Origin of the sequence: Janthinobacterium amylolyticum (genome assembly GCF_051380655.1) — a bacterium.
Taxonomy (GTDB): Bacteria; Pseudomonadota; Gammaproteobacteria; order Burkholderiales; family Burkholderiaceae_D; genus Janthinobacterium.
Window position 1 is genome coordinate 1 of record NZ_JBNYXL010000018.1, and the last position, 26,368, is coordinate 26,368.

Genomic DNA, 26,368 nt, shown 5'->3' on the forward strand with positions numbered 1-26,368 from the left:
CTTCGACAGAACCGTTGCGATTGCAGCGGTCAGCGTGGTTTTACCGTGGTCGACGTGGCCGATGGTGCCGACGTTGACGTGCGGCTTGGTCCGTTCGAATTTACCTTTTGCCATTTTATTCTTCCTTAGAACAATGATTTAAATGTAGGGACCGGCATTCTCGTGAAAGCCGGCCCGGAACTTCTATTACTTAGCTTTCGAGCTTACGATCGCTTCAGTCACATGCTTAGGTGCTTCAGCATAGTGCTTGAATTCCATCGTGTAAGTCGCACGACCTTGGGTCGAGGAACGCAACGATGTAGCGTAGCCGAACATTTCCGACAGCGGTACTTCGGCCTTGATGATCTTGCCGCCACCGCCAGCAATTTCATCCATACCTTGCACCATGCCGCGACGCGACGACAGATCGCCCATCACGGTACCGGCGTAGTCTTCCGGCGTTTCCACTTCCACGGCCATCATTGGCTCCAGGATGACTGGCGATGCTTTGCGGCAGCCATCTTTGAATGCCATCGAAGCGGCCATGCGGAATGCATTTTCGTTCGAGTCAACATCATGGTACGAACCGAAGAACAGCGTGACTTTCACGTCAACGACTGGGTAGCCAGCCATCACGCCCGAAGTCAGCGTGTCGCGCACACCTTTTTCAACTGCAGGGATGTATTCGCGAGGAACGGTACCGCCCTTGATCGCGTCAACGAATTCAAAGCCCTTGCCTGGTTCTTGCGGTTCGATCTTCAGAACCACGTGACCGTATTGACCACGACCACCCGATTGCTTGACGAATTTGCCTTCCGACTCTTCGCACACTTTACGGATCGTTTCGCGGTAAGCCACTTGTGGCTTGCCGACGGTGGCTTCAACGTTGAATTCGCGCTTCATGCGGTCAACGATGATGTCCAGATGCAACTCGCCCATACCGGCGATGATGGTCTGGCCCGATTCTTCATCGGTACGCACGCGGAACGATGGATCTTCTGCTGCCAGACGGTTCAGCGCCAGGCCCATTTTTTCCTGGTCGGCCTTGGTTTTTGGCTCAACCGCTTGCGAAATCACTGGCTCAGGGAAGACCATGCGCTCCAGAACCACGCTTGCCTTGTCGTCGCAAAGCGTATCGCCGGTGGTGGTGTCTTTCAGACCCACAACAGCGGCGATGTCGCCAGCGCGCATTTCCTTGATTTCTTCGCGTTCGTTCGCTTGCATCTGCACGATACGGCCGATACGCTCTTTCTTCTGCTTCACGGAGTTCAACACCGAGTCGCCCGAATTCAGGGTACCCGAGTAGCAACGGATGAAGCACAGCTGACCCACGAACGGATCGGTTGCGATCTTGAATGCCAGCGCCGAGAATTTCTCGTTGTCGTCAGCTTTACGCTCGACTGGCTGTTCATCTTCATCCAGGCCTGGTACTGGTGGAATGTCCAGTGGCGATGGCAGGTACTCGATGACCGCGTCCAGCATGGCTTGCACGCCCTTGTTTTTAAAGGCGGTACCGCACAGCATTGGAACGATTTCGCTGGCGATGGTACGCTGACGCAGGGCAGCCTTGATCTCGTCTTCCGACAGGTCGCCTTCTTCCAGGTACTTGTTCATCAGGTCTTCCGACGCTTCAGCAGCGGCTTCAACCATGTTCTCGCGCCACTTGGCAGCATCAGCGGCCAGGTGTGCAGGAATCTCTTCGTATTCGAACTTCATGCCTTGCGAAGCGTCGTCCCAAATGACGGCCTTCATCTTGACCAGATCGATAACACCGGTGAACACGTCTTCAGCGCCGATAGGCATCTGGATAGGCACCGGGTTAGCTTTCAGGCGCGAACGCATCTGATCGTAAACCTTGAAGAAGTTGGCGCCGGTACGGTCCATCTTGTTGACGAAGGCCAGACGTGGCACTTTGTACTTGTTAGCCTGACGCCATACCGTTTCCGATTGTGGCTGCACGCCGCCGACTGCACAGTAAACCATGCAAGCGCCATCCAGCACGCGCATCGAACGTTCCACTTCAATGGTGAAGTCAACGTGGCCTGGGGTGTCGATGATGTTGATGTGGTGAGCTGGGAAGTTGTTAGCCATGCCTTTCCAGAAGCACGTAACAGCAGCCGAGGTAATCGTGATACCGCGCTCTTGCTCTTGTGCCATCCAGTCGGTGGTGGCAGCGCCATCATGGACTTCGCCCAGCTTGTGGTTCACGCCTGTGTAGAACAGGACGCGCTCGGTCGTGGTCGTCTTACCTGCATCGATGTGAGCGGAGATACCGATATTACGATAGCGCTCAATGGGGGTCTTGCGGGCCATAATTAATCCTAAATGAATGGACAAAACCGAGCAGCATTTTTTTGCAAAAATGAGCCCGGCCTCGAACAACAGATGCTTGACAGCCGCCTTGCGGTAGCTGGCTTTATATTAGAAGCGGAAATGCGAGAACGCTTTGTTCGCTTCAGCCATACGATGGACTTCGTCGCGTTTTTTCATCGCGCCGCCGCGGCTTTCAGCCGCTTCCATCAGCTCACCGCCGAGGCGTTGTGGCATCGATTTTTCGCTGCGCTTGTTAGCAGCTTCACGCAACCAACGCATGGACAGGGCCATACGACGGACTGGGCGAACTTCGACCGGCACCTGGTAGTTTGCACCACCGACGCGACGGGATTTCACCTCAACCAACGGCTTGGCGTTGTTGATTGCGGTAGCAAAAACTTCGAGCGGATCTTTGCCCGATTTTGCTGCGATGTGCTCGAAGGCACCGTAGATGATGTTTTCTGCAACCGATTTCTTACCGGACAGCATCAGCACGTTTACAAATTTAGCGACATCAGTGTTGCCGAATTTTGGATCTGGCAAAATTTCGCGCTTGGGTACTTCACGACGACGTGGCATATCAATTCCTTTCAATCTTCAGTTGAGCGCGCGTTCTTCGCACACTCGCGGACGACCATCATAGTCCTCCACTTACTCGACCAGATGCGGTCGACTACATTCACTTAGCTAGTTGCCACTGAGCGAAACTTGGGTTTGCTGCGTACAACTTATTACTTCTTGCCTGCTTTAGCGCGCTTGGTACCGTACTTCGAACGCGATTGCTTACGGTCTTTAACGCCTTGGGTATCCAGGGCACCGCGAACCATGTGGTAACGCACACCCGGCAAATCCTTGACGCGGCCGCCGCGCAACAGCACAACACTATGCTCTTGCAGGTTATGGCCTTCACCGCCAATGTACGAAATGACTTCGAAACCATTGGTCAGGCGAACTTTAGCGACTTTACGCAGAGCCGAGTTTGGCTTCTTTGGAGTCGTGGTGTAAACACGTGTGCAGACGCCACGCTTTTGCGGGCTGTTTTCCAGCGCCGGCGATTTGCTCTTCACGGTCAAAGCGACGCGTGGATTGCGAATCAATTGATTGATGGTTGGCATCGTTATAAATCCAACAAAAAACTACGATTAATAACCCGGGCAAGATGCCCGGCGACTAAAACCTCGTCCCGCTTTCATCTGCTGCGCACCGGCGGCGCCCGCAGCCACTCGATTAGGAGCGGCCATGAAATGCCAAGTAACACGTAAACGATGTGCAGAATAAAATCGAGAACTCGCTAGTTTAGACCTTGTGTTACAGGGGGTCAATCAGTTTACGGCTTTTTGCTATAAAAAAAGGCAAAGATCCGCCCCTTTTGTGGCGTTTTGGCTAATTTTTCCCGCTGGCACGGTCATCACCCACTTGCCGATTTGAAACTCTTTCTCCGCAGATACGCCGCTGCCGGGGCCGCTCTTGTATGACCACAAGATGACAAAAGGAATGATAATAGCGGACATTTTTCGCTGCCCTCCCTTATGCGCCCCTTGCTTCGTCCCGCCAATCTGTTCCTGCTGCTGACCTACGCCCTGCTGACGGCCGTGCCCTTCCTTCCCGCGCTGCTGGGGCGTCCGCTCGAGCATCCATGGCAGATGCTGACGTTCGAACTGCTGGCCTGGCTGGCCGTCTGGTGCATCTTCAAGCGGCCCGCGTATTTCCACTGGCTGCTGGTACCAGCCTTCCTCGCCCTGCCGACGGAAATCTACCTGTTCATCTTCTATGGCCAGGGCATTTCCACGCACCACCTGGGCATCATCGTGGAAACCAGCCCCAAGGAAGCGATGGAGTTTCTGGGCCAGAAAGTCTGGCTGATGGGCGCCGTGATGCTGGGCGTCATCGCCTGGTGCGCCCTGAGCTGGCATGCGGCCACGCGCACGCGCGACCTGGACTGGCGCGGCAAGACGCGCCCGGCCGCCTTCGCGCTGCTGCTGATGCTGGGCGCTTTCTGGGGCTATGGCTATGAATTCGGTTTCGACGCCAAGGTCCTGCATAGCGCCGCCGCGTCCGCCAAGGCCAACAAGCCGGCGGCCAGCGCCAAGGCGGGCGCCTCCGGCTTCGGCGACGCCAGCGCGGCCGACGACGAGTCAGCCGAGGAAGACGAGGAAAGCAGCAAGCCGGAAAACGCCAGCATCGCCGGCGCCGACGAGACAGGCCTGGGCTGGCCCAGCCTGCCCCACTGGGCGCGCCTGCCCTACACCTTCGAGACCATCAGCAATGCCTGGCCCTTCGGCCTGATGGCGCGCGGCCTGGACTTTTACAAGGAACGCAAATACCTGGCCGAACTGGGCCAGAAAAGCAGCACTTTCCGTTTCGGCGCGCACCAGCAAAATCCCGATACCCAGCCGGAAGTGGTGGTGATGGTGATCGGCGAATCGTCGCGCTACGACCGCTGGAGCCTGAATGGCTACGAGCGCGACACGAATCCCCTGCTGAAACAGGAAAGCAACCTGGTGCCACTGGCCGACGTCATCACGGCCGTTTCCGCCACGCGTTTGTCCGTGCCGGTGATCATCTCGCGCAAGCCGGCCACGCAAAGCCTGAAGGATGGTTTTTCAGAAAAATCCTTCCTGACGGCCTACAAGGAGGCGGGCTTCAAGACCTACTGGCTGTCGAACCAGATCTCGTTCGGCCAGTTCGACACGCCCGTTTCCGTGTTTGCCAAGGAAGCGGACGTGGTGCAGTTCCTGAACCTGGGCGGCTTTACCAACAATTCGAACTTCGACCAGATCCTGTTCGACCCGCTGAAAAACGCGCTGGCCGATCCGGCGCCGAAAAAGCTCATCGTGCTGCACACCCTGGGTAGCCACTGGAACTACAGCCAGCGCTATCCGAAAGCGTTCGACAAATGGCAGCCCTCGCTGTTCGGCGTCGACAAGCCCGTCTACACGGATACGGCCATCAAGCCGCAGCTCAACAACAGCTATGACAGCTCGATCCTGTACACGGACTGGTTCCTGTCGAACGTGATCGGCATCCTGAAGGACGATGGCCAGCGCATGGCCCTGCGCAGTTCGCTCGTCTACGTGGCCGACCACGGCCAGACCCTGTACGACGGCACCTGCCGCCTGGCCTTCCACGGGCATAACACGCAGTTCGAGTTCCACGTGCCCGCCTTTGTCTGGTATTCGCCGCAGTTCCAGCAGCACTACCCGGACAAGGTGACGCAGCTGCAGCGCCATCAGAAGGCGCGCCTGTCGACGGAAAACATGTTCCACACCCTGCTTGACCTGGGCGACATTCGCTTTGCCGGCGAACAGCCGGAATGGAGCATCGCCAGCCCGCGCTTCAAGCAGCACAAGCGCTACGTCGACAGCTACGGCTGGACCAACTACGACAACGCCATCATCCGCGGCGACTGCCGCGAAGTGATCGACAAGAGCACGCCGGAAAAGCAGGACAAATAAGCGCTGCCCTCAAGCCCGCTCCAGCACCCCCGCGCAATCGGCCGGCTGCGCCATGTGGGTGCTGAGCCAGTCAAAGACGCGCCCGGCCTTGTCCGCGATGCCGGCATCAAAGCCCCGCTGCGCCAGCAGGGCGATGCCGTTGGTGGCCTGCAGCACGCCGGGCGCCAGCAGCAGCGCGCCATCGGCGTCGCGGCGCACGCACCAGGGCGCCAGGCAGTCTTCCAGCAAGGGACCCAGCACCAGGTTGTGCGAGGACACGATCACCAGGTGCCGCGCCGCCAGGCTGTGCAGCACGGCCGCCGCTGCCGCCACCGATTCGAGGTGGTTGGTGCCACGGAAAATCTCGTCGATCAGGAACAATGCCGGCGTGCCGTCCTCGGCCAGCGCCAGCAGTTCGCGCGCGCGCCGCAGTTCGGCGATATATAAACTTTCGCCGCCATCGAGCGTATCCTCGTTCTGCATGCTTGAATACAGCGGCGCCATCGGCACGCTGGCCGCCTGCGCATAGCAAAAGCCGAAGGCGCGCGCGCTGACCAGGTTCAGGCCCACGCCGCGCAGCAAGGTGCTCTTGCCGATCGCATTCTGTCCCGAGATGAAGGCGCCGCGGCCATCGAGGCGCAGGGACAGCGGCACGGCGCCGCCCAGCAGCGGGTGCACCATCGCCTCGAACGACAGTTGCCGCGCGCCCGCTTCCTGTGCCCAGCAGAACTGCGCGCGGCCGCGCAGGTGGCGCGCCAGGGCCAAGTCCGCTTCCAGGTCGGCCAGCAGCAAAAAGCTCTGGCGCAGGAAGGCGCGCTCGCGCCGCACCACGCGCAGGCTATGAAAATAGCGGCGGATATTGCCCAGCATGAGCCAGTCGTCATATTCACTCAGCATTGGCACCATCTTGATCCAGCGCAGCGGCGTGATCTGGCGGTTGATCGCGCCTGCCGCACGGCCGCCTTCGCGCAGCGCCGCCGTGAATGGCATGTCGAGCGCGGCCAGGCGGCCATGCACCAGCAGTATGCGCTGCAGGGTAAACACGCTGCGCTCCCACGGCTTGCAGCGCTCATGAAAGCGCATCTGCAGCCCCATCAGGAACAGCCAGACAGGCACCACGACGGCCCATGCCAGCGGCGCGACCAGCCATGCGGCCAGCAGCGCCACCATCAGCGCCAAGGTGGGCAGCAGCAGCCAGCGGCTCCACCAGGGCACCGCGGCGGGTGCGGCGCCGCACAGCAGCGCCGCCACTTCCATGTCGACCGTGCGCAGCGGCAGCATGGCCTGTTCGAGCGCCGCCTGCTGTCCCGGCGCGGCCAGCAGGGCCGCGATGCGCGCGCGCGACGCGGGGTTCGCCGTGCCGCTGGCCACACGCTGGTGCAGGCGCTGCTGCCCGAGGATGCTGGTCTGCTCGCCCAGCTGCGCATGGTAGTCGTCGAGCAGCATTTCGTCCCACGTCTGGCCATCGAGCTGGCGCGCGCCACCTTTGACCTGCTGCAGCATGGCGATGTCGCTGGGGCCGAACGGATAATCGAATTCGGCCGGCTCGGGCAGGCTGGCGAACTGGCGCAGCCAGTGTTTTACCGTGGCGAACTTGCTCTGTTTGAAGGGCGAGGCAGGCATCATGCTCCAGAAAGTGAGCAGCATGGCGCCGCGCGCCATCACTGCGGGCAACAGATCAGGACGATTGCCAGATTATCAAGATCCCTGCGCCTGTCCTGTCCGCAGGACGCGCGCGGACACCCGCTGGCCGGCGCGGACACCCCGGACAGCCGGACACGCGGTTTTTTCTCCTTGCCAATCAAAGGCTTATGCATTGGCATGGATCGTGCATTGAAAAAACCATTGTCCACGAAATGTCCACCATGATCCGCGATACTTCTTCCCAAGATGCCGTAGTGAGCGCGCCACCGGGCCAGCGCCACAAGAAACGCGCCCTGCTGCTGGCCGGTGCCGTCATCGTCATCGGCGGCGCCGTCGCCGTGTTTGCCGGCTGGCGCAACAGCGAACACTCCGTCAACGCCAGCCGTTTGCGCATCGCCGACGTCACGCGCGGCACCCTGATCCGCGACGCCGCCGTGAATGGCCGCGTGGTGGCCGCCATCAGCCCCACCCTGTATTCCACCACGGTGGCCACCGTCACCTTGAAAGCCAAGGCGGGCGACACGGTGAAGAAAGGCGACATCCTCGCCGTGCTGGAATCGCCGGACCTGTCCGATGCGCTGAAACGCGAACAGTCAAGCGTGCAGCAGCTGGAGGCGGAAGTGGCGCGCCAGCAGATCCTGGCCAAGAAACAGAAGCTGCTGGCGCGCCGCGAAGCGGACACGGCGGAGATCGAGCGCCTGTCCGCGCAGCGCACCCTGGAGCGCTACGAAAGCGTGGCGCAGGTGGGCATCATCGCCAAGATCGACTACCAGAAGGCCAAGGATGCCTTGAATTCCGCCGAGATCCGCAGCAAGCACGCTTCGCAGGCGGCAGGCCTGGAAAGCGAGGACGTGACCCTGGCGCTGAAGACCAAGGCGAACGAACTGGAACGCCAGCGCCTGAGCCGCGACAATGCCCAGCGCCGCGTCGACGAACTGACCGTGCGCGCGCCCGTCAACGGTTTCATCGGCACCCTGTCGGTGGCCAACCGCAGCGTGGTGCAAGCCAATACGGCGCTGATGACCCTGGTTGACCTGTCGCAGCTGGAAGTGGAGCTGGAAGTGCCGGAAACGTATGTGGCCGACATCGGCCTTGGCATGGGCGCGGAGATCGAGACGGGCGCCATCAGGGCGACCGGCAAGCTGTCGGCGCTGTCGCCGGAAGTGGTGAAGAACCAGGTGCTGGCGCGCGTGCGCTTCAATGGCGAACAGCCGGCCGGCCTGCGCCAGAACCAGCGCGTCACGGCGCGCCTGCTGATCGACGAAAAACCGAATGTGCTGATGCTGGCGCGCGGTCCCTTCGTCGAAGCCGACGGCGGCCGTTTCGCCTACGTCGTGCGCGACGGCGTGGCCATCCGCACGCCCATCAAGATGGGCGCCACGAGTGTCTCATCGGTGGAAATTCTCGGTGGCCTGAAGCTGGGCGACAAGGTCGTTGTCGCCGGCATGGAAGCGTTTGACAACGCCGCCCGCGTCTCCATCAATCAATAAACCGCATCCCATCCCAGAAAGAGGCACGCCATGCTGCGCATGCAAAACCTGAACAAAGTCTACCGCACCCACATGATCGAAACGCACGCGCTGCGCGGCTTCGAGATCCACGTCAAGCAGGGCGAATTCGTCACCGTCACGGGGCCGTCCGGCTCCGGCAAGACGAGCTTCCTGAACATCGCCGGCCTGCTGGAAGAATTCACGGATGGCGAATACATCCTCGACGGCGTCAACGTGAAAGGCATGAACGACAATGCCCGCTCGCGCCTGCGCAATGAAAAACTCGGTTTCATCTTCCAGGGCTTCAACCTGATTCCCGACCTGTCGCTGTTCGACAATGTCGACGTGCCCCTGCGCTACCGCGGCTACAACAGCGCCGAGCGGCGCGAACGCATCGAGGATGCGCTGGCCAAGGTGGGCCTGGCCTCGCGCATGAAGCACTACCCGGCCGAGCTGTCGGGCGGCCAGCAGCAGCGCGTGGCGATCGCGCGCGCGCTGGCCGGCTCGCCCAAGCTGCTGCTGGCCGATGAACCGACAGGCAACCTCGATACGCAGATGGCGCGCGGCGTGATGGAACTGCTGGAAGAAATCAATGCGCAAGGCACCACCATCCTGATGGTCACCCACGATCCGGAACTGGCGCTGCGCAGCCAGCGCAACGTGCACATCATCGATGGCCAGGTCTCGGACCTGGTGCACAAGGAGCCGTCGCTGGCCAGCAGCCCGGCCAAGGCCGGCAGCCACACCGCCACCGCCTGAGGACAGATCCATGCTCCAGTACTACTTCCTGCTTGGCCTGCGCAGCCTGCGCCGCAACCCTGCCCTGACGGCGCTGATGGTGCTGACCCTGGCCATCGGCGTGGCCGCCAGCATTTCGACCCTGACGATCCTGCACGTCATGTCGGGCAATCCGCTGCCGCACAAAAATGGCCGCATGTTCGTGCCGCTGGTCGACAACGGCTCGCTCACCGGCTACACGCCGGGCAACGAGTCGGGCGACAAGCAGCTCAGCTACCGCGATGCCGTCAACTTCCAGAACAGCAAGATCGGCGAGCGCCGCAGCGTCATGTACGGCGTGAGCGGCGCCATCGAACCGGAGCGCAAGGATATCGGCGCCTTCAGTTCGCAGGGCATCGCCGCCTACCGCGACTTCTTCCCCATGTTCGAGACGCCGTTCCTGTACGGCCAGCCATGGAGCGCGGCCGACGATGCGGCCGGCGCCGACGTCATCGTCCTGTCGCGCAAGCTGGCGGAAAAACTGTATGGCGACAGCAACCCGGTTGGCCAGCGCATGACCTTCATGGGCTTCCAGTACCAGATCACGGGCGTGCTCGACAAATGGGATCCCGTGCCGCGCATCCACCGCATCATCGGCAGCGGCGCCTTCGGCAGCGAAGACAGTTATTTCATCCCGTTCAGCAGCGCCATCCGCCACCAGACGGGCCACAACGGCAGCATGAATTGCAGCGGCAACCGCGAACCGGGATTCCAGGGCACGCTCGATTCGGAATGCACGTGGATGCAGTTCTGGTTCGAGATGGCCAGCGATGGCCAGCGCGGCGAACTGCAGAATTACCTGGACAGCTATGCGCAGGAACAGCGCAAGCTGGGCCGCCTGAAACGGGCCGCGCCGAACAAGCTGTTTACCATCGATGAATGGCTGGCGCACCTGCGCGTGGTTGGCAACGACAACAAGCTGTCGGCCTGGCTGGCCTTCGGTTTCCTGGCCCTGTGCCTGGTCAACGCCATCGGCCTGCTGCTGGCGAAGTTTTCCGTGCGCGCTTCCGAGGTGGGCATCCGCCGCGCGCTGGGCGCCTCGCGCGGCGACATCTTCCGCCAGTTCCTCATCGAGACGACCGTCATCGGCCTGGCCGGCGGCGTGCTGGGCCTGCTGCTGTCCTTCGGCGCGCTGGCACTTATCGGCATGCAGTCGAAACAGCTGACCGTCGCCGCGCACATGGACTGGGTGATGCTGGCCATGACCTTCGTCATTTCGGTCGCCGCCGCCATCCTGGCCGGCTTGCTGCCGACCTGGCGCGCCTGCCAGGTGACGCCGGCCATCCAGCTCAAATCCCAATGACCACACACACCGCACACGAATAGGACACCATGGAAATCCGACCCATCCTGTCTGCGCTGATGCGCAGCAAAACCGGCGCCATCCTGGTTGCCGTGCAAGTGGCCCTGAGCCTGGCCATCCTCGCCAATGCCCTGCATATCGTCAACGTGCGCCAGGAAGTGGCGGCACGCCCCAGCGGCGTGGCGGCCGAGGGCGACGTCTTCCACCTGCTGGCGCGCAACCTGCGCCCGCTCGGCCACAATGAAGAACTGGCCCTGCAAAAACGCCTGGCCGCCGCCGCGCGCGCCGTGCCCGGCGTCGTCTCCGTGGCCCAGGTGAGCCAGGTGCCGCTGTCGCGCAATGGCAGCAACAGCGGCTTCGCCGCCAGCCGCAAGCAGGAAAACAGCACCGCCGTCGCCGCCGTGTACATCACGCCGGATTCCCTGATCAAGACCTGGGGCCTGCAGCTGCGCGAAGGGCGCGATTTCACGCCCGCCGAAATCGCCGAGATCGACCAGAACGTGACCGAGGTATTTCCGCCGCAAGTGATCGTCACGCGGGCCATGGCCGAAAAAATCAATCCGGGCGGTGGCAGCGCGCTGGGCATGCCGCTGTTCCTCGGCACCGGTGAAAATGCCCAGCAACTGCAAGTCGTCGGCGTCATCGAGCGCCTGCAAAGCCAGGGCGCGGAAGTGGGCGAACAGGGCGAATACTCCGTGATCTTTCCCGTGCGCCTGACGGGCGACGGCGATACCCTGCTGACCATCCGCGCGGAGCCGGGCCAGCGCGACCGCGTGATGAAGGAAGCCGAGCAGGCGATCCGTGCGGCCACGCCGGACAAGCTGATCGTGCGCATCCGCAGCCTTGAGGAAGACCGCAGCACGCGCTACCGCGCCGACCGCGCGCTGTCGTGGATGCTGATCACGGTGTCGGCCCTGCTGCTGCTGGTCACCGCCAGCGGCATCGTCGGCATCGCCAGCCTGTGGGTGACGCAGCGGCGCAAGCAGATCGGCGTGCGCCGCGCCCTGGGCGCGCGCCGTATCGACATCCTGCGCTACTTCCTGACGGAAAATTTCATGATCACCAGCGTCGGCGTGGCGGTGGGCGTGGTGCTGGCCCTGGCGCTGAACCAGCTGCTGGTCAGCCAGCTGGAAATGGCGCGCCTGCCCTTGCCGTATCTGCTGGGTGGCGCACTGCTCTTCTGGCTGCTGGGCCTGGGCGCCGTGTATGGCCCGGCCTGGCGCGCGGCCAGCATTTCGCCGGCCACCGCCACGCGCAGCACGTGAGCTTTCATCGCTGTCATGGCGGCCATGAGAATGTTATGCTGCGCGCATGCCTACCGTACTGATAATTGACGACAATGCCGCCGTGGCCATCGCGCTCGACGTGCTGTTCTCGCTGCACGAGATCGATGCGCTGCGCGCCGCCTCGCCCGAGGAGGGCCTGGCCCTGCTGGCGCGCCATCCCGTCGACCTGGTGGTGCAGGACATGAACTTCACGGCCGACACCACCTCGGGCGAGGAAGGCAGCGCCCTGTTCCACGCCATCCGCGCGCGCCATCCGGACCTGCCCGTGATCCTGCTGACGGCATGGACGCAGCTCGATGCGGCCGTCGACCTGATCAAGTCGGGCGCGGCCGACTACCTGGCCAAGCCATGGGATGACCGGCGCCTGATCGCGTCCGTGCACAACCTGCTGGAACTGGGACAAGCCAGCCGCGCGCTGCGCCAGCGCGTGGTGCAGGAGCGGCGCCAGCGCCACGCGCTCGAAGACAGCTTCGATTTGCGCGGCATGGTCTGGCAAGACCCGGCCACGGAGCGCGTCGTGCACCTGGCGTGCCAGGTGGCGCGCGCCGACGTGCCGGTGCTCATTTCCGGTCCGAACGGCAGCGGCAAAGAACACATCGCCGCCATCGTGCAAGCCAATTCCCAGGTCGCCGGCGGCCCCTTCGTGGTGCTCAATTGCGGCGCCGTGCCGGTCGACCTGATCGAGGCCGAACTGTTTGGCGCGGAAGCGGGCGCCTACACGGGGTCCACGCGCGCGCGCGACGGCAAGTTCGATGCGGCCGACGGCGGCACCCTGTTTCTCGACGAGATCGGCAACCTGCCGCTGGCCGGGCAGATGAAACTGCTGCGCGTGCTGGAAACGGGCCGCTTCGAGCGCCTCGGCTCGAACCGCGAACGGCAGGTGAAGGTGCGCGTCATCAGCGCCAGCAACGCCGACCTGCCGGCCATGATCCGTGCCGGCACCTTCCGCGAAGACCTGTTTTACCGCCTGAACGTGATCGAGCTGCGCCTGCCGCCGCTGGTCCAGCGTCCGGCCGACATTCTGGTGCTGGCGCGGCACTTCCTCGGTCCCGGCAAGGCACTGCATGCGCAAGCCGAAGCGGCGCTGCAAGCCCATGGCTGGCCCGGCAATGTGCGCGAGCTGAAAAACGTCATGCAGCGCGCCAGCCTGCTGACGGCCGGCAGCGTGATCCATGCGCAGGAACTGGGCTTGCCGCAGGCAAGCGCGCCAGCGCTGCGCACGCCGCCCGACCCTGCCGGCGCCGAGCCCGATCGCGACAGCCTCGTCGCCGCGCTGGCCCGCGCGCACGGCGTGGTGGCGCAGGCGGCACAAGACCTGGGCCTGTCGCGCCAGGCGCTGTACCGGCGCATGGAGCGCCTGGGCATCGCGCGCAGCTGATGCCACCTACCGCGCCCAGGCCGATGCGCCCGACTGGCTTGCGCCTGTCCTTGCTCACGCGCTGGACGGCCCTGATCGTCACCCTGCTGGTCCTGGGCATGGGCATCGCCCTGCTGCTCGCGCACTTCCTGCCGGGCCAGCCATGGCTGGTGCTGGGCCTGTCCCTGCTGTGCATCCTGCCGATTGCCATCATCACCATCCGCGCGCAGCTGCAAGCGATGCTGTCGCTGTTCCGCGCCCTGTCCGGCACGGTCGCCAGCTACCAGGACGGCGACTTCGCCTTCAGCCTGCGCTGGCCGCAAAACGATGAACTGGCCGACCTGGTGGCCACGCATAATGCGCTCGGCGACGTGCTGCGCAAGCAGCGCCTGGACCTGGTGCAGCGCGAACTGCTGCTCGACACCATGGTGCAGAACACGCCCGTGGCCATGCTGCTGGTGGCCGAGGGCAGCGCCATCGTCTACGCCAACCTGGCCGCGCGCCAGCTGCTGCACCAGGGGCGGCGGCTGGAAGGCCAGCACCTGGACGACATCGTGCAACAGGCGGCCCCCGCCCTGGCCGAAGCCCTGGCGCGCGCCAGCGACGGCCTGTTTACCAGCGGCGACGGCGAGCAGGAAGAGGTGTACCACCTGGCGCGGCGCAGCTTCAGCCTGAATGGCCGCAAGCACGAATTGCTGCTGCTGCGCCAGCTGACCCTGGAGCTGCGGCGCCAGGAGGTGCAGACGTGGAAAAAAGTCATCCGCGTCATCAGCCATGAGCTCAACAATTCACTGGCGCCGCTGGCCTCGCTGGCCCATTCCGGCGCCGAGCTGGTGCGCCGCGGCCAGACGGAACGGCTGCCGCAGATCCTAGCCACCATCGAGGAACGCACGCGCCACCTGGAGTCCTTCATCCTCGGCTACGCGCGCTTTGCCAAGCTGCCTGCGCCGCGCCTGGCGGCCTGCGAATGGGCGCCGTTCCTCGACAGCCTGGCTTCGCAGGCGGCCTTCACGCTCGACTGCCCGCCGCCGGATCAGCCAGCCGTGTTTGACGCGGCGCAGATGCAGCAGGCGCTGCTGAACCTGCTCAAGAATGCGCTGGAGTCCGGTTCCAGGGAAGAGCATATCGGCCTGCACGTGAGCCAGGCGCAGGGGCAGGTGCGCATCGAAGTGCGCGACCGGGGGCCAGGCATGAACGGCGCCGTGCTGGAAAACGCGCTGGTGCCGTTCTATTCCACCAAGCGCAGCGGCACGGGCCTGGGACTGGCGCTGGCGCGCGAAATTGCCGAGGCACATGGCGGACGCATCACCCTGGCCAACCGCGAGGGCGGCGGCCTGGCCGTGAGCATGACCTTACCATTGCTGCAGGCAAATTAGATTCCTTCGAAACAATAAATTTCTCACACAATTTCACATTTCTTTAATGCAATTTACACAATTACTGTTTTAAATTTTACAATTAAAATGCCCTTATGCCCGTGTAGTAGCAATAAGCTATTTAAGCGAGGACAGCGATAAAAAAATAGCTCGTTGACAATAAAAATTGGTAACGATAATTTGTCGGTGCGGTACGGTTTTTTTGAATATCAATCGTCTTTTCGCGGGGATAAATATGAAACTGAAATCATTGATCGCAGTAGCGGTACTGGGCACTGCGTCCATCGGCAGCGCGTACGCGGCGGCGTACACCGTCAATCTGACAAATACCACCGGCAATCTGTGGACGGGCGGCTTCAACGCCGTACCGAGCCCGCTCGGCGACTTCACGGACGTCTTCACCTTCACGCCCGATGCCACCTTCGGCTCGACCGCGCAAGCCTTCCTGGCCAACCTCTCGGTCACGGGCAGCGATGCGGCCTCCATCAACTTCAGCAACGCCAATCTGAACGGCATCGCCCTGACAGGCTTTGGCGGCCCCACCGTCTTTGGCTATGCCCAGGGCCAGATCCTCGCGCCCACCAACATCCTGTTCAATGGCCCGCTGGTCCTGACCGTGATGGGCAATACCAAAGGCGGCAGCTATGGCGGCACCTTCAACCTGAACCTGGCGCCGGTACCGGAGCCGGAAACGTATGGCATGATGCTGGCAGGCCTGGGCATACTGGCCTTCCTGGCGCGGCGCCGCAAGCAATCTTGAGCTCTCCACCCAAAAGACGCCACGGCGTCTTTTTTCTTGCGGCTGCTACACTGGCGCCATGACGACCGATTTCACTTCCACCAGCAGTACCGCTTTCAGCCATCCTGGCCACCCGCCGGCCACCACCACCGAACACCGCGGCATCCGCTATCTGCACCTGGGCACCAAATGGGTGCAAGGCGCCATGCGCCTGGACAAGCCCGACGCCATCGAGCTCGAATACGTGCAGCTGATGATGATGTGGATGCTCTTCAAGATGCAGCCGAAACGCGTGGTGCAGCTGGGCCTTGGCAGCGCTGCGCTGACCAAGTTCAGCTACCGCCGCTTCCCCGACGCCACGGTCACGGCCATCGAGCTCAATCCGAACGTGATCGCCATCTGCGGCGCCCAGTTCGCGCTGCCGCCCAACGATGCGCGCCTCGACGTGCGCGAAATGAATGCGCTCGACTTCGTGCTCGACCAGGCCAACCACGGCACGGTGGACGTGCTGCAGGTGGACCTGTATGACGAGGAAGCGCGCGGTCCCGTGCTCGACACGCCCGAGTTCTACCAGGCCTGCTTCGACTGCCTGACGGACGATGGCATCATGTGCACGAATGTCTTTGGCGACTTCCCCAACTACGACAAGAATTTGCAGGCGATGGAACTGGTTTTCGACGCCGTCGTCTGGGTGCCGGAAATGGAAGACGAGAACATCGTCGTGCTGGCCTTCAAAAAATCACCGTCGCTCGATTTCAGCGAGTTGTACGAGCGTGCCGCCGCCATCAAGAAACAGTGCAACCTGCCCGCCAAGAACTGGGTCAACGGCTTGAAGCAATGGATGCTCGACCAGCAGTAGCGCGGTAGCGCCGCCTCACACCGGAAGCAGCGCGCCCAGGCGGCGCGCCAGGCCATCCATGTGCTCGGCCGGCACCTGCGCGTAGCCAAGCAGGAAGCCGTTCCAGCCGCTGCCCTCGCGCATGCTGTCGCCCGTGCCATGGGCGGACAGGGCCAGCGCCACGATGCCTTCCTGCGCGGCGCGCCGGCTCAGCGCCAGGTCATCCCGGCCCGCATCCTCGAAGCGCAATGCCAGGTGCATGCCGGCCGAACCGCCATGGATGGCCGCGCCCGCGCACGCATGGCGCTGCAAGGCCTCGCCCAGGGCGTCGCGGCGCTGGCGGTACAGCCGTCGCATGCGCCGCACGTGGCGCGCAAACAGGCCGCTGCGCAGGAACTCGGCCAGCGCCAGCTGCTCGGCCACCCGCCCGCGCGCCGCGCCCTGTGCCTGCATCTGCGCGAAGGCCCCTGCCAGCGCGGCCGGCACGACGATAAAGGCGATGCGCAAGGCGGGAAACATAGTCTTGCTGAACGTGCCCAGGTACACCACGGGCGCGTCCGCCACCAGCCCCTGCATGGCGGCCAGCGGTGGCCCGCCATGGCGAAATTCACTGTCGTAATCATCCTCGATGATCAGGGCGCCGGCCGCGCGCGCGCGTTCGAGCAGCGCCATGCGGCGCGCGGGACTGAGCACGCTGCCCGTCGGATACTGGTGCGATGGCGTCGTATAGATCAGGCGCGGCGGCGTGGCCAGCCAGTCCGCGTGCGTCGGCGCGATGCCATCCATGTCGACGGCGATGCCGGTCACCTGCAAGCCGGCGCCACGGCCTGCCGCCAGCGCGCCGCCATAGCCGGGATGCTCGATCCACAGGGTCTCGCCCTGGTCGGCAAACGCCCGCAGGCACACATCGAGGCTGCTCTGCGTGCCATCCGTGATGAACACCTGGCCCGCATCGCAGACGACGCCGCGCGCGACGCGCAAATGCTCGGCAATGGCCATGCGCAATGCCGGTTCGCCGGCCGGATCGCCGTAATTGAGCTGGCGCGGCGTCAGCGCGCGCCAGGCGCGTTCCAGCATGCGCCGCCACTGCGCCAGCGGGAATTCATCGAGCGCCGGCACGCCAGGCGCGAACGCGCCCATCGCATCGGCGGGAAACACCAGCGCCGCATTCACATCCTGCCCCGCCACGCCGCGCAAATAACGGGCGCGGCGCGACAAGCCATCCTGGCCATCGACCACTGGCAGCGCCGCCGGCACGCCGGTGCTGCCCGCGACCACGGTGCCGCGCCGGTCCGGCAAGACAAACCCTTCGCTGGCCAGCTGCTCGTAAGCGTACAGCACCGTATTGCGCGCCACGCCCAGTTCGGCCGCCAGCACGCGCGTGGCGGCCAGCCGCGTGCCGGGGCCCAGCTGGCCGCTGCGGATGGCGGCGCGCAGGCATTCGTGCAGCAGGCGCTGGCGCGGCCAGCCCCGTTCGCGATGCGTGCGCTCGAATGCGCTCAGCAGTAAAGCATAATCCATGCGGTTTTCCCGTTTTTGGTTTGCATCTGTGGCCCTAAATTATTTCGTAGTTCTGGATCTTTTTTCAGAGCCAGATGACGATTATAGTGCGGCCTGTCTCCTCAACCAACCGGACTTCCGCCATGAACGCTGCCGCCCTCCCTCCCAGCCCCCGTACCCGCGTACGCCGTGTCGCCGAACTGGCCAACTACACGCCTGCCGCGCTGCACGCCATCATCGATGCCGCCTATCTGTGCCACATCGCCTTCCAGGACGAGCAGGGCCGCCATTGCATCCCGACGGCATGCTGGCGCATCGGCGGCCACCTGTACATCCATGGCTCGAACGGCAGCCGCATGCTCAAGCAGCTGCTGCGCGACACGGATGTCTGCGTGGCGGTCACCCACCTCGACGGCCTGGTGCTGGCGCGCTCCGCCTTCAACCACACCATGAACTACCGCTCGGCGATGATCTACGGGCAGTTTGAAAAAGTGAGCGATATCGGCCAGCAGCATGCGGCCATGGATGCGCTGATGGAGAAGCTGGCGCCGGGACGCCTGGCCCAGGTGCGCGGCGGCAGCGCCAAGGAGTACGCGGCCACCACCGTGCTGCGCATCGCGCTCGACGAATGCGCCGTCAAGCAGCGCACGGGCGGTCCGCTCGACGACGCGGGCGACATGGCACATGTGGTCTGGACGGGCGAGCTGCCCTTCACGCACGGCCGTGGCGCGGCCATCGCCGATGCGCGCAACACCAGCGCGCTGCCCGCGTATGCGGCGGCATGGGCGACGGAATCCGCTTGACCCGTCCGCGCGCTTGCCCGATGATCGGCGTTGATGGCGATAGCCACCAACAGACCCTTTCATGAATGGAGCACAAGATGATGAAGCGAGTATCCCTGGTCGCGGCCCTGGCGGCCGTGCTGGCCTGTGGCGGCAGCGGTGCCGCACTGGCGGCCGATGCGGGCGACGCGGCCCTGAAGGCGGCCATTGCCGGCAGCGCGCGCACGCCCGCCAACGCGGCACGCGACAGCGCCCGCCACCCGTATGAAACGCTGACCTTCTTCGGCATCAAGCCGAACATGACGGTGGTGGAACTGGCGCCCGGCGGCGGCTGGTACACGGAAATCCTGGCGCCCTACCTGCGCGAGAACGGCAAGCTGATCGCCGCCGGCAACGACCCGCAGTCCGCCAGCGAAGGCGCACGCCGTGGCGCGGCGCGCTTCCAGCAAAAGCTCGACGCCAACCCTGCCGCCTTCGGCAAGGTGGAAATCGGCGCCTTCGCGCCGCCCGCCACCTACCGCATCGCGCCGAAAGGCACGGCCGACATGGTGCTCACCTTCCGCAATATCCACAACTGGATACCGATCGGCGAAGACGGCATGCAGACGCTGTTCAAGCAAGTGTATGACAGCCTGAAACCGGGCGGCGTGTTCGGCGTCGTCGAGCACCGCCTGCCGGCCGGCAAGGCGCAGGACGCCACGGCCAGCAGCGGCTACATGCATGAAGCGTATGTGATCAAGCTGGCCGAAGGCGCAGGATTCAAACTGGCGGCGAAGTCGGACATCAACGCCAATCCGAAGGACAAGGCCGACCACCAGGGCGGCGTCTGGGCGCTGCCGCCCACCTACGCCAACAAGGACGTGGAGCGCGACAAGTACACGGCCATCGGCGAGAGCGACCGCATGACCCTGAAGTTCGTCAAGCCCTGAGCAAGGAAAGCGGGGAGCGACAGCAAATGGCGGCGCTCCGCCATTTGCTCGTGCGCGCGGCGTGTCTTACAGGTAAATGCCGTACACGCCGCAAGAGCGTGCGACCAGCGTGCACTGGCTCGCAGTGCCATTTTCGGTACAGTCAATCAAGGCCTGAATGCACTCGCGGCGCGTCGGCTGCGCGTACGCCGTGCTCAAGGCACCGGCCAGGCCAACGGCGGCGCAGAAGACAAACACGGCTTTTTTTACATTGATCATTTTTATCCCATTCCCAAAGAGTTGAGTCGTTATAAAAAACCACTGGAAGACAAACACGCCAGCCGTCAGAAAACGTCTGTCGACAGATGAATCGTATGGCGCATAAAAATAGTACCACCACAAAAAATTAGCAAATACGCAAACAAGAAAACAAGATTACGTTCCTTCTTTGACCCTTTTCAAGCAATAAAAAGCGGCCTGCCGGCCTTGCGTCGCGCACTTGCACGGCATGGGCCGAAAAAAAACCGCAGGCCAGGCTGCGGTTTTGGTAGCGAAGCCTTATTGCTTCGCTTCCTTCGGTTTCACGGGAACCAGGCTCAAATCCTGGAAGTCGTAGCTGAAGTCCGTCTCGGCCGACACGGGCGCCATCTTCACGCGGTCAATGCTGCCGTCCGGGTTGAGCGAGAACGTCACATACGCATCGGCGTTGAAGTTGCGCTCCTTCCAGCGCACGATGAAGGTGTCGTGCTGCCAGTGTTCCAGCTCGCCCGTCAGGTCCGGCGTGCGCGTAAAGCTCAGGATGTGCTTCTTGCCCTCGGGACGGATAGTGACCTTGCCATACCAGGCGTCTTCATACTCGCCGTCATATGCCGCCAGCGGCAGCGAAGGCTGCGATTTTGCCGCGCGCGCGCTCGACGCCTTGGCCTGCTTTTTCACTTCTTCCGCATGCTGGTCCTGCTCCACCCTGGACACCAGGCCGATCCAGTCCGATGGCGCCGCCTGCAGGTAATGGTCGAGGATGCGCCACTGCAGCGCCGTCATCGAGCCGCCATTTTCCGCGTTGGTGAGAATGGCCACGCCCAGTTTCGCTTCCGGCACCATCAGCACGCGCGAATAAAAGCCCTGCAGCGCGCCGCCGTGCATGGCCACTTTCATGCCCTTGTAGTCGCGCAGCTGGAAGCCCAGGCCATACGCGCTGAAGTTCGGTTTGGTTGCGGCCAGCGCAGGTTTCGGTTCAGGGATCTTGACCGGCGTTTGCGCCGTCCACAGTTCACGCGCCTGCTTTTCGCTGATCAGGCGCGCCGGCTTGCCATCCTTGTCCGTCGCGCCGGCGATCTTGCCTTCGTCGAGCAGCAGCATCATCCACTTGGCGATATCTTCCGCATTCGTGTTGATGCCGACGGCGCCCACGGCGTTCGGCACGGGCATCGATTTCACGGCGGCGATCTTGCCGTTAATCTTGCTGTGCGCATTGGCGACGTCGGGATTGCCCGCGTTCTCAGCCAGGCTGGTGGTGGTGGCCGTCATGCCCAGCGGCGCGAGGATGCGTTCGTGCATGGCCTCGCCCCAGCTCTTGCCCGCCTTGTCGGCGATGATCTTGCCGGCCACGATGTACAGCAGGTTATCGTAGGCGTAGCTGTTGCGGAAACTCGTGGCCGGGCGGATGTAGCGCAGCTTCTCGATGATCTCGTCGGTACTGAAGGTGGTGGTCGGCCACCACAGCAAGTCGCCGGCCCCCAGGCCCAGGCCGCTGCGGTGCGTCAGCAGGTCGCGGATGGTCATGGCGCCCGTGACGTAGGAGTCGTGCATCTGGAAGCCCGGCAGGTGCTTGGTGACGGGATCGTCCCAGGCCAGCTTGCCCTCGTCGACCAGCATGGCCAGCGCGGCGGCCGTGAAGCCCTTCGAGTTCGATGCCACCTCGAACAGGGTCTTCGCATCGACGGCGGCCGGCTCGCCCAGTTTGCGCACGCCAAAGCCCTGGGCGGCAACGACCTTGCCATCCTTGACGATGGCAATGGCGATACCCGGCACATCGAAAATTTTCAGCGCGCTGTTGACGTCGCGCTCCAGGTCAAAGGCGGGCGCCGGCGCCGCTGCTGGCGCGGCAGCGACGGCTGGCGCGGCGTCAAATGCCAGCGCCGGCACGCTGATGCTGGAAAACGCCAGCACGATGGCGGCGGCGATACGGTGCATGTTTTGCATGTTCATGGTGTCCAGTCAGGTTCAACGCGCTTGCGCGGCCATCAGGCGGTCGACGCTTTCCTGCGTCACCGGGTGGTAGCGTTCACGCGCCTTCGCATACACGTCCTTGGCCCAGGCATGGCCTTGCGGCGTCTTCATCAGGGCGCTGTACAGGGGCACGACGAATTTCTGGCGGCCCACGCTCATGAGGAATGCCTGCAGGGGCTGCTGCACGTCGTAGCCCGCGTTCACGGCGGCCAGATAGAAGCGGTAGGCCACCTCATTGTTGCCGCTCTTGCCCACGCCGTAGACCTGGTCCAGTTCGCGCAATTGCGCCGCGCTGGCCTTGTTGTTGATGTCGTTCAGGAAGTGCATCGATTCGATGGCGATCCACTTGTCCATGCCCAGGTCCTTGGTCGCCAGTCCGCCTTTCAGCCAGGCGTCGCGGTGCTGGTCCAGCAGCGCCAGGCGCGGCGAGACGACGCGCTGCGCGCTGGCCGGCACGCCCGTGCCATACAGCCATTCATCGAGTTCCGCTTCCGGCATCACGTCCGGATGCTGCGCCAGCAAATTCTTGCGCAAATAGCTGATGAACTGCTCCGTCGTCACGCTCTGGAACGCGTGCTGGTCGAACCAGCCGCGCAGGAACGGGTCGAACACGGCGCGGCCGGCACGGCGCTCCATGGTGGCCAGGAACCAGGCGCCTTTCGGATAGATGATGCCGTCATCCGTATAGGTCTCGGCCGGATTGGCATCCGCGTCGCGCGTGATCAGCGCCGTTTTCGCCGCCGGCAGTTCGCGGATCGCAGCGGCCAGTTCTTCCTGGTCCACCTGCACGCCCATCTGCGCCACTTCGCTGCCATACAGCTGCTCGACGATGCGCGTCGTGACATAGGTGGTAAAGCCTTCGTTGAGCCACATGTGCTTCCACGAAGCGTTGGTGACCAGGTTGCCCGACCACGAGTGGGCCAGTTCATGCGCGATCAGGTCGACCAGGCTGCGGTCGCCCGCGATCATGGTCGGCGTGAGGAAGGTCAGGCGCGGGTTTTCCATGCCGCCGTAAGGGAACGATGGCGGCAGCACGATCATGTCATAGCGTCCCCAGCCATACGGACCATACAGCGCTTCGGCCGCCTGGATCATTTTTTCCGTATCGGCCAGCTCGTATTCGGCCGCCTTGATGCGCGGCGGTTCCGCATACACGGCGGAGCGGGGGCCGAGTTTGCGCACTTCCAATTCGCCGATGGCAATGGCCAGCAGGTAGGAAGGAATCGGCTGCGGCATCTTGAATTTCCAGCCGCCCTTGCCCGTCGCTTTTTCATCGTTCTCGGCACTCATGACGACGCGCATGCCCGCAGGCGCATCGATGCGCGCGCTATACGTAAAACGCACGGCCGGCGTATCCTGCGACGGCACCCACGAGCGGGCGTTGATGCTTTGCGACTGGCTGAACATGAAGGGCAGCTTGCCCGACATGGTCTGTTGCGGCGTGAGCCACTGCAGGGCGATGGCGTTCGGCGCCGTGTGATAGTAGACGCGCACCTTCTCGGGCTGGCCCGTGGTGGTGATGCGCAGCGCCTGGCCCTTTTCCGGGTCGGCCTTGTCCAGCTGGTACGGCGCCATCTGCCAGGCGCCGCGTTTATCCTGCACCTGCACCTTGGCGATCGCCAGGTCGCGCGTGTCGAGCACCAGGGTGCGCGCGGCCGGATCGATCCAGTTCAAGGACAGCTCGGCATAGCCGGACAGAGTCTTTTGCTTGAAGTCCGCTTTCAGGTCCAGCTGCAGGTCGCGCGTGCGCACCTGGTCGTAGCGCGCATAGCTCAAGGGGTCGGCGTGCGCGGCCAGGGTCACCTGGCAAAGGAGCGCACAGCCCAGCGCGCGCAGATAGGTCATAGTTTGCATGGTCGTCTTTTGAATGATTTGCGAAGGCCCCGGTCCGTGTGCGCCGGGGCGTCGCGCAGAATAGCACTTCCGGCGCAGGCCGGCAGAAAAAAGCGCCGGACTGTCCGGCGCTGTTTTCCTATTTCGCTTCCGGCCTGGCCTCGGCCTTGGTCTCGGCCTTGGTCTCCGGCGCCTTCAGCGGCGTATTAAAATCCTTCATCAGGTTGTTCTTGTCGCGGTCCTGCTTGAACAGCTCCAGGCGCGACGGCGTGATTTTTCTCGGCCAGGCGTTGTTGCTCGTGTCGATGTCCGCCGTCTCCCAGTACGGGTCCTGCACCAGGCCCACCATCGGCTCGTCGGTGATGATCACCTTGCTGATCTTGTGCGGCGCATAGCGCCACACTTCGGCCGGCACGCGCTCGATGATCTTCTTGCCGCTTTTCAGTTCGATTTCCAGGATCAGCGGCATCACCAGACCGCCGATGTTCGAGAAATCGACCAGGTACAGATGCTTGCCCATGTTGCGCTGTTCCAGCAGCTTTCTCTCCCACGGCTCCAGCGCCTCCTGCTCTTCCGCATAGCTGTTGCGGTCCTTGTTGGTGACCGTGAAATCGTCATGCTGGTTGTAGAAATCCTTCAGCGCGGGATCGATGTCGACCTTCTTCGGCAGCGCCTTGTTGCGCTGGTCCGAGATCGAGATGGGCTGGGCCTCTTTCTGCGCCTTCTTCCACGCCTTTTCGATCTCGGGATTCTTCGTGCTCACGCCGTATTCGCTGATGCCGTCGATACTGATGTCGACGGCGTCGGTGGTATAAAACCAGCCGCGCCAGAACCAGTCCAGGTCCGTGCCGGAAGCGTCTTCCATGGTACGGAAAAAGTCGGCCGGGGTGGGCCGCTTGAACTTCCAGCGCAAGGCATATTGTCTGAAGGCGAAGTCGAACAATTCACGCCCTAGGATGGTTTCGCGCAGGATGTTGAGTGCCGTGGCCGGCTTGTCGTAGGCATTCGCCGAAAACTGCAGCAAGGACTCGGAATTGGTCATGATGGGCACCTGGTTCTGGCTGCGCATGTAGTCGACGATCTTGCGCGGCTCGCCATTCCAGGACGGGAAATGCTCTTCCCACGCCTGCTCGGCCAGGTACTGCAGGAAGGAGTTCAAGCCTTCGTCCATCCACGTCCACTGGCGCTCGTCGGAGTTGACGATCATGGGAAAGTAATTGTGGCCTACTTCGTGGATGATCACGCCGATCAAGTCGTATTTGGTCGTCTTCGAGTAGGTGAGCTCGCCCGTCTTCTTGTCCTTCACGGGGCGCCCGCCATTGAACGCGATCATCGGATACTCCATGCCGCCCACGGCGCCATTCACGGACAGCGCATTCGGATACGGATAGTCAAAGCTGTACTTGTTGTACTGCTCGATGGCGTGCACCACGGCGCGCGTGCTGTACTGCTGCCACAGCGGATTGCCCTCGTTCGGATAATACGACATGGCCATCACGCGCTTGCCGCCGCTGTCGAGGCCCTGCGCATCCCAGATGAACTTGCGGCTCGACGCCCATGCCACGTCGCGCACATTGGCCGCCTTGAAATGCCAGGTTTTCATGCCCGCCGCCCTGCCTTTTTCCGCTGCCAGCGCTTCCTGCGGCGTAATCACCAGCAGCGGCGTATTGCTGTTTTTTGCCTTCGCCAGGCGCTCGCGCTGCGCCGCGCTCAGGACGGCCGCAGGATTTTGCAGTTCGCCCGTGGCGGCCACCACGTGGTCGGACGGCACCGTCAGGTACAACTCGTAGTCGCCAAATTCCAGCGTGAATTCGCCGGAACCGAGGAACTGCTTGTGCTGCCAGCCGACAGCATCGTAGTAGGCGGCCATGCGCGGGAACCACTGCGCGATCTGGAAGATCGTGTTCTTGTCCTCTTCAAAATATTCATAGCCGGAACGCTCGACCAGCACCTTCTGGTCATTGATCTGATACGACCAGTCGATGTTGAACGTGACGCTCTGGCCAGGCGCCAGCGCCACCGGCAAATCGATGCGCAGCATGGTCTGGTTGATGACGTACGGCAGCGGCTTGCCGCTGGCCGCTTTCACGGCGATGAGCTTGAAGCCGCCATCGAATTCGCGGCCCGCATGGATGGCCCGCAGGTCCTCGAATTTGAGCGCCTCGTCCTCGCTGCCGCTGAGCCAGGCCTGGCGCGATGGGGCGCTCAGCACGCGGCGCTGGTCGGCATCCTTGCGCAAGCCATTTTGGTCCAGCTGCAGCCACAGGTAGGCGAGGCTGTCGGGCGAGCGGTTGTGATAGGTGATCTGCTCGCTGGCCGTGATGGCGCGGCGCGCTTCGTCGAGGGTTGCGCGGATCACGTAGTCGGCGCGTTGCTGCCAGTAGGCGTGGCCCGGCGCGCCGGAGGCGGTGCGGTAGCTGTTTGGCGTGGGCAGCAGTTCTTCCAGCTGGCGGAACTTGTCGTCGAAGGGCGCGGCGGCAGCAGAGACACTGGGAGCACTGGCGAGCAGCGCGCAACACAAGGCAAACAGGCGAACGAGGAGCGGCATGGCGCATTCCATCTGGGAGTCGTGGACAGAAC

General features: G+C 63.2%; 22 protein-coding genes. 11 read left to right on the forward strand and 11 right to left on the reverse strand.

Annotated features, from left to right (window positions below; translation table 11 throughout):
- The 5 genes from ACQ4WR_RS27305 to ACQ4WR_RS27325 form a co-directional block, all read right to left on the reverse strand.
- A partial coding sequence (locus ACQ4WR_RS27305; RefSeq protein ID WP_204317187.1) for a GTP-binding protein occupies positions 1 to 114 on the reverse strand: 114 nt, incomplete at its 3' end.
- 72 nt (positions 115 to 186) lie between these two features.
- The gene (fusA, locus tag ACQ4WR_RS27310) at positions 187 to 2,292 is read right to left on the reverse strand and encodes an elongation factor G (protein ID WP_436491172.1); all 2,106 of its coding nucleotides are present in this window, start codon (positions 2,290 to 2,292) and stop codon (positions 187 to 189) included.
- Between the two features lie 108 nt (positions 2,293 to 2,400).
- Entirely contained in the window at positions 2,401 to 2,871 is a 471-nt protein-coding gene (gene rpsG / locus ACQ4WR_RS27315; RefSeq protein ID WP_010394377.1) for a 30S ribosomal protein S7, read from the reverse strand.
- A gap of 152 nt (positions 2,872 to 3,023) precedes the next feature.
- Positions 3,024 to 3,407 carry a 30S ribosomal protein S12 gene (rpsL, locus tag ACQ4WR_RS27320; RefSeq protein WP_010394376.1) on the reverse strand — a complete coding sequence of 128 codons (384 nt, stop codon included), beginning with the start codon at positions 3,405 to 3,407 and terminating at the stop codon, positions 3,024 to 3,026.
- Between the two features lie 225 nt (positions 3,408 to 3,632).
- The gene (locus tag ACQ4WR_RS27325; RefSeq protein WP_436491174.1) at positions 3,633 to 3,803 is read right to left on the reverse strand and encodes a hypothetical protein; all 171 of its coding nucleotides are present in this window, start codon (positions 3,801 to 3,803) and stop codon (positions 3,633 to 3,635) included.
- A gap of 18 nt (positions 3,804 to 3,821) precedes the next feature.
- On the opposite strand from ACQ4WR_RS27325, the gene ACQ4WR_RS27330 reads away from it, so the two are divergent.
- Positions 3,822 to 5,747, forward strand: a complete 1,926-nt coding sequence (locus ACQ4WR_RS27330; protein WP_436491176.1) for a phosphoethanolamine transferase — start codon at positions 3,822 to 3,824, stop codon at positions 5,745 to 5,747.
- A gap of 9 nt (positions 5,748 to 5,756) precedes the next feature.
- Here ACQ4WR_RS27330 and ACQ4WR_RS27335 read toward each other — a convergent pair whose 3' ends face one another.
- Positions 5,757 to 7,373 carry a MutS-related protein gene (locus ACQ4WR_RS27335; RefSeq protein WP_436491177.1) on the reverse strand — a complete coding sequence of 539 codons (1,617 nt, stop codon included), beginning with the start codon at positions 7,371 to 7,373 and terminating at the stop codon, positions 5,757 to 5,759.
- Between the two features lie 218 nt (positions 7,374 to 7,591).
- On the opposite strand from ACQ4WR_RS27335, the gene ACQ4WR_RS27340 reads away from it, so the two are divergent.
- From ACQ4WR_RS27340 to ACQ4WR_RS27375, 8 genes are all read left to right on the forward strand, one after another.
- A complete protein-coding gene (locus ACQ4WR_RS27340; protein ID WP_436491179.1) occupies positions 7,592 to 8,860 on the forward strand; it encodes an efflux RND transporter periplasmic adaptor subunit in 1,269 nt (422 codons plus the stop codon).
- A gap of 30 nt (positions 8,861 to 8,890) precedes the next feature.
- Positions 8,891 to 9,619, forward strand: a complete 729-nt coding sequence (locus ACQ4WR_RS27345) for an ABC transporter ATP-binding protein (RefSeq protein WP_102292811.1) — start codon at positions 8,891 to 8,893, stop codon at positions 9,617 to 9,619.
- A 10-nt stretch (positions 9,620 to 9,629) separates the two neighbouring features.
- Positions 9,630 to 10,940: an ABC transporter permease gene (locus ACQ4WR_RS27350; protein WP_436491180.1), complete on the forward strand. Its 1,311-nt coding sequence runs from the start codon at positions 9,630 to 9,632 to the stop codon at positions 10,938 to 10,940.
- Between the two features lie 29 nt (positions 10,941 to 10,969).
- Entirely contained in the window at positions 10,970 to 12,205 is a 1,236-nt protein-coding gene (locus ACQ4WR_RS27355; protein WP_436491182.1) for an ABC transporter permease, read from the forward strand.
- A gap of 46 nt (positions 12,206 to 12,251) precedes the next feature.
- Positions 12,252 to 13,604: a sigma-54-dependent transcriptional regulator gene (locus ACQ4WR_RS27360; RefSeq protein ID WP_436491183.1), complete on the forward strand. Its 1,353-nt coding sequence runs from the start codon at positions 12,252 to 12,254 to the stop codon at positions 13,602 to 13,604.
- A gap of 23 nt (positions 13,605 to 13,627) precedes the next feature.
- Complete coding sequence (locus ACQ4WR_RS27365; RefSeq protein WP_180979606.1) at positions 13,628 to 14,959, forward strand: sensor histidine kinase; 1,332 nt, start codon at positions 13,628 to 13,630, stop codon at positions 14,957 to 14,959.
- A 235-nt stretch (positions 14,960 to 15,194) separates the two neighbouring features.
- Positions 15,195 to 15,719: an FxDxF family PEP-CTERM protein gene (locus ACQ4WR_RS27370; RefSeq protein WP_102299039.1), complete on the forward strand. Its 525-nt coding sequence runs from the start codon at positions 15,195 to 15,197 to the stop codon at positions 15,717 to 15,719.
- A gap of 58 nt (positions 15,720 to 15,777) precedes the next feature.
- Positions 15,778 to 16,557, forward strand: coding sequence for a spermine/spermidine synthase domain-containing protein (locus tag ACQ4WR_RS27375; protein WP_102299040.1), 780 nt, complete (start codon positions 15,778 to 15,780; stop codon positions 16,555 to 16,557).
- Positions 16,558 to 16,572: 15 nt separating this feature from the next.
- On the opposite strand, the gene pdxR is transcribed toward ACQ4WR_RS27375, so the two are convergent.
- On the reverse strand, positions 16,573 to 18,057 hold the full coding sequence (pdxR, locus tag ACQ4WR_RS27380) for a MocR-like pyridoxine biosynthesis transcription factor PdxR (protein ID WP_436491185.1): 1,485 nt from the start codon (positions 18,055 to 18,057) through the stop codon (positions 16,573 to 16,575).
- A 122-nt stretch (positions 18,058 to 18,179) separates the two neighbouring features.
- On the opposite strand from pdxR, the gene ACQ4WR_RS27385 reads away from it, so the two are divergent.
- Positions 18,180 to 18,839, forward strand: coding sequence for a pyridoxamine 5'-phosphate oxidase family protein (locus ACQ4WR_RS27385; protein WP_436491187.1), 660 nt, complete (start codon positions 18,180 to 18,182; stop codon positions 18,837 to 18,839).
- Positions 18,840 to 18,916: 77 nt separating this feature from the next.
- Positions 18,917 to 19,747: a class I SAM-dependent methyltransferase gene (locus ACQ4WR_RS27390; protein WP_436491189.1), complete on the forward strand. Its 831-nt coding sequence runs from the start codon at positions 18,917 to 18,919 to the stop codon at positions 19,745 to 19,747.
- Between the two features lie 66 nt (positions 19,748 to 19,813).
- Here the strand turns inward: ACQ4WR_RS27390 and ACQ4WR_RS27395 are convergent, their stop codons facing one another.
- The 4 genes from ACQ4WR_RS27395 to ACQ4WR_RS27410 form a co-directional block, all read right to left on the reverse strand.
- Positions 19,814 to 20,128: a hypothetical protein gene (locus tag ACQ4WR_RS27395; RefSeq protein WP_436491191.1), complete on the reverse strand. Its 315-nt coding sequence runs from the start codon at positions 20,126 to 20,128 to the stop codon at positions 19,814 to 19,816.
- 156 nt (positions 20,129 to 20,284) lie between these two features.
- Positions 20,285 to 21,928: a serine hydrolase gene (locus tag ACQ4WR_RS27400; RefSeq protein WP_436491213.1), complete on the reverse strand. Its 1,644-nt coding sequence runs from the start codon at positions 21,926 to 21,928 to the stop codon at positions 20,285 to 20,287.
- Positions 21,929 to 21,949: 21 nt separating this feature from the next.
- On the reverse strand, positions 21,950 to 23,809 hold the full coding sequence (locus tag ACQ4WR_RS27405) for a M1 family metallopeptidase (RefSeq protein WP_436491193.1): 1,860 nt from the start codon (positions 23,807 to 23,809) through the stop codon (positions 21,950 to 21,952).
- Positions 23,810 to 23,927: 118 nt separating this feature from the next.
- Positions 23,928 to 26,336: a M1 family metallopeptidase gene (locus tag ACQ4WR_RS27410; RefSeq protein WP_436491195.1), complete on the reverse strand. Its 2,409-nt coding sequence runs from the start codon at positions 26,334 to 26,336 to the stop codon at positions 23,928 to 23,930.
- Between the last annotated feature and the right edge of the window lie 32 nt (positions 26,337 to 26,368).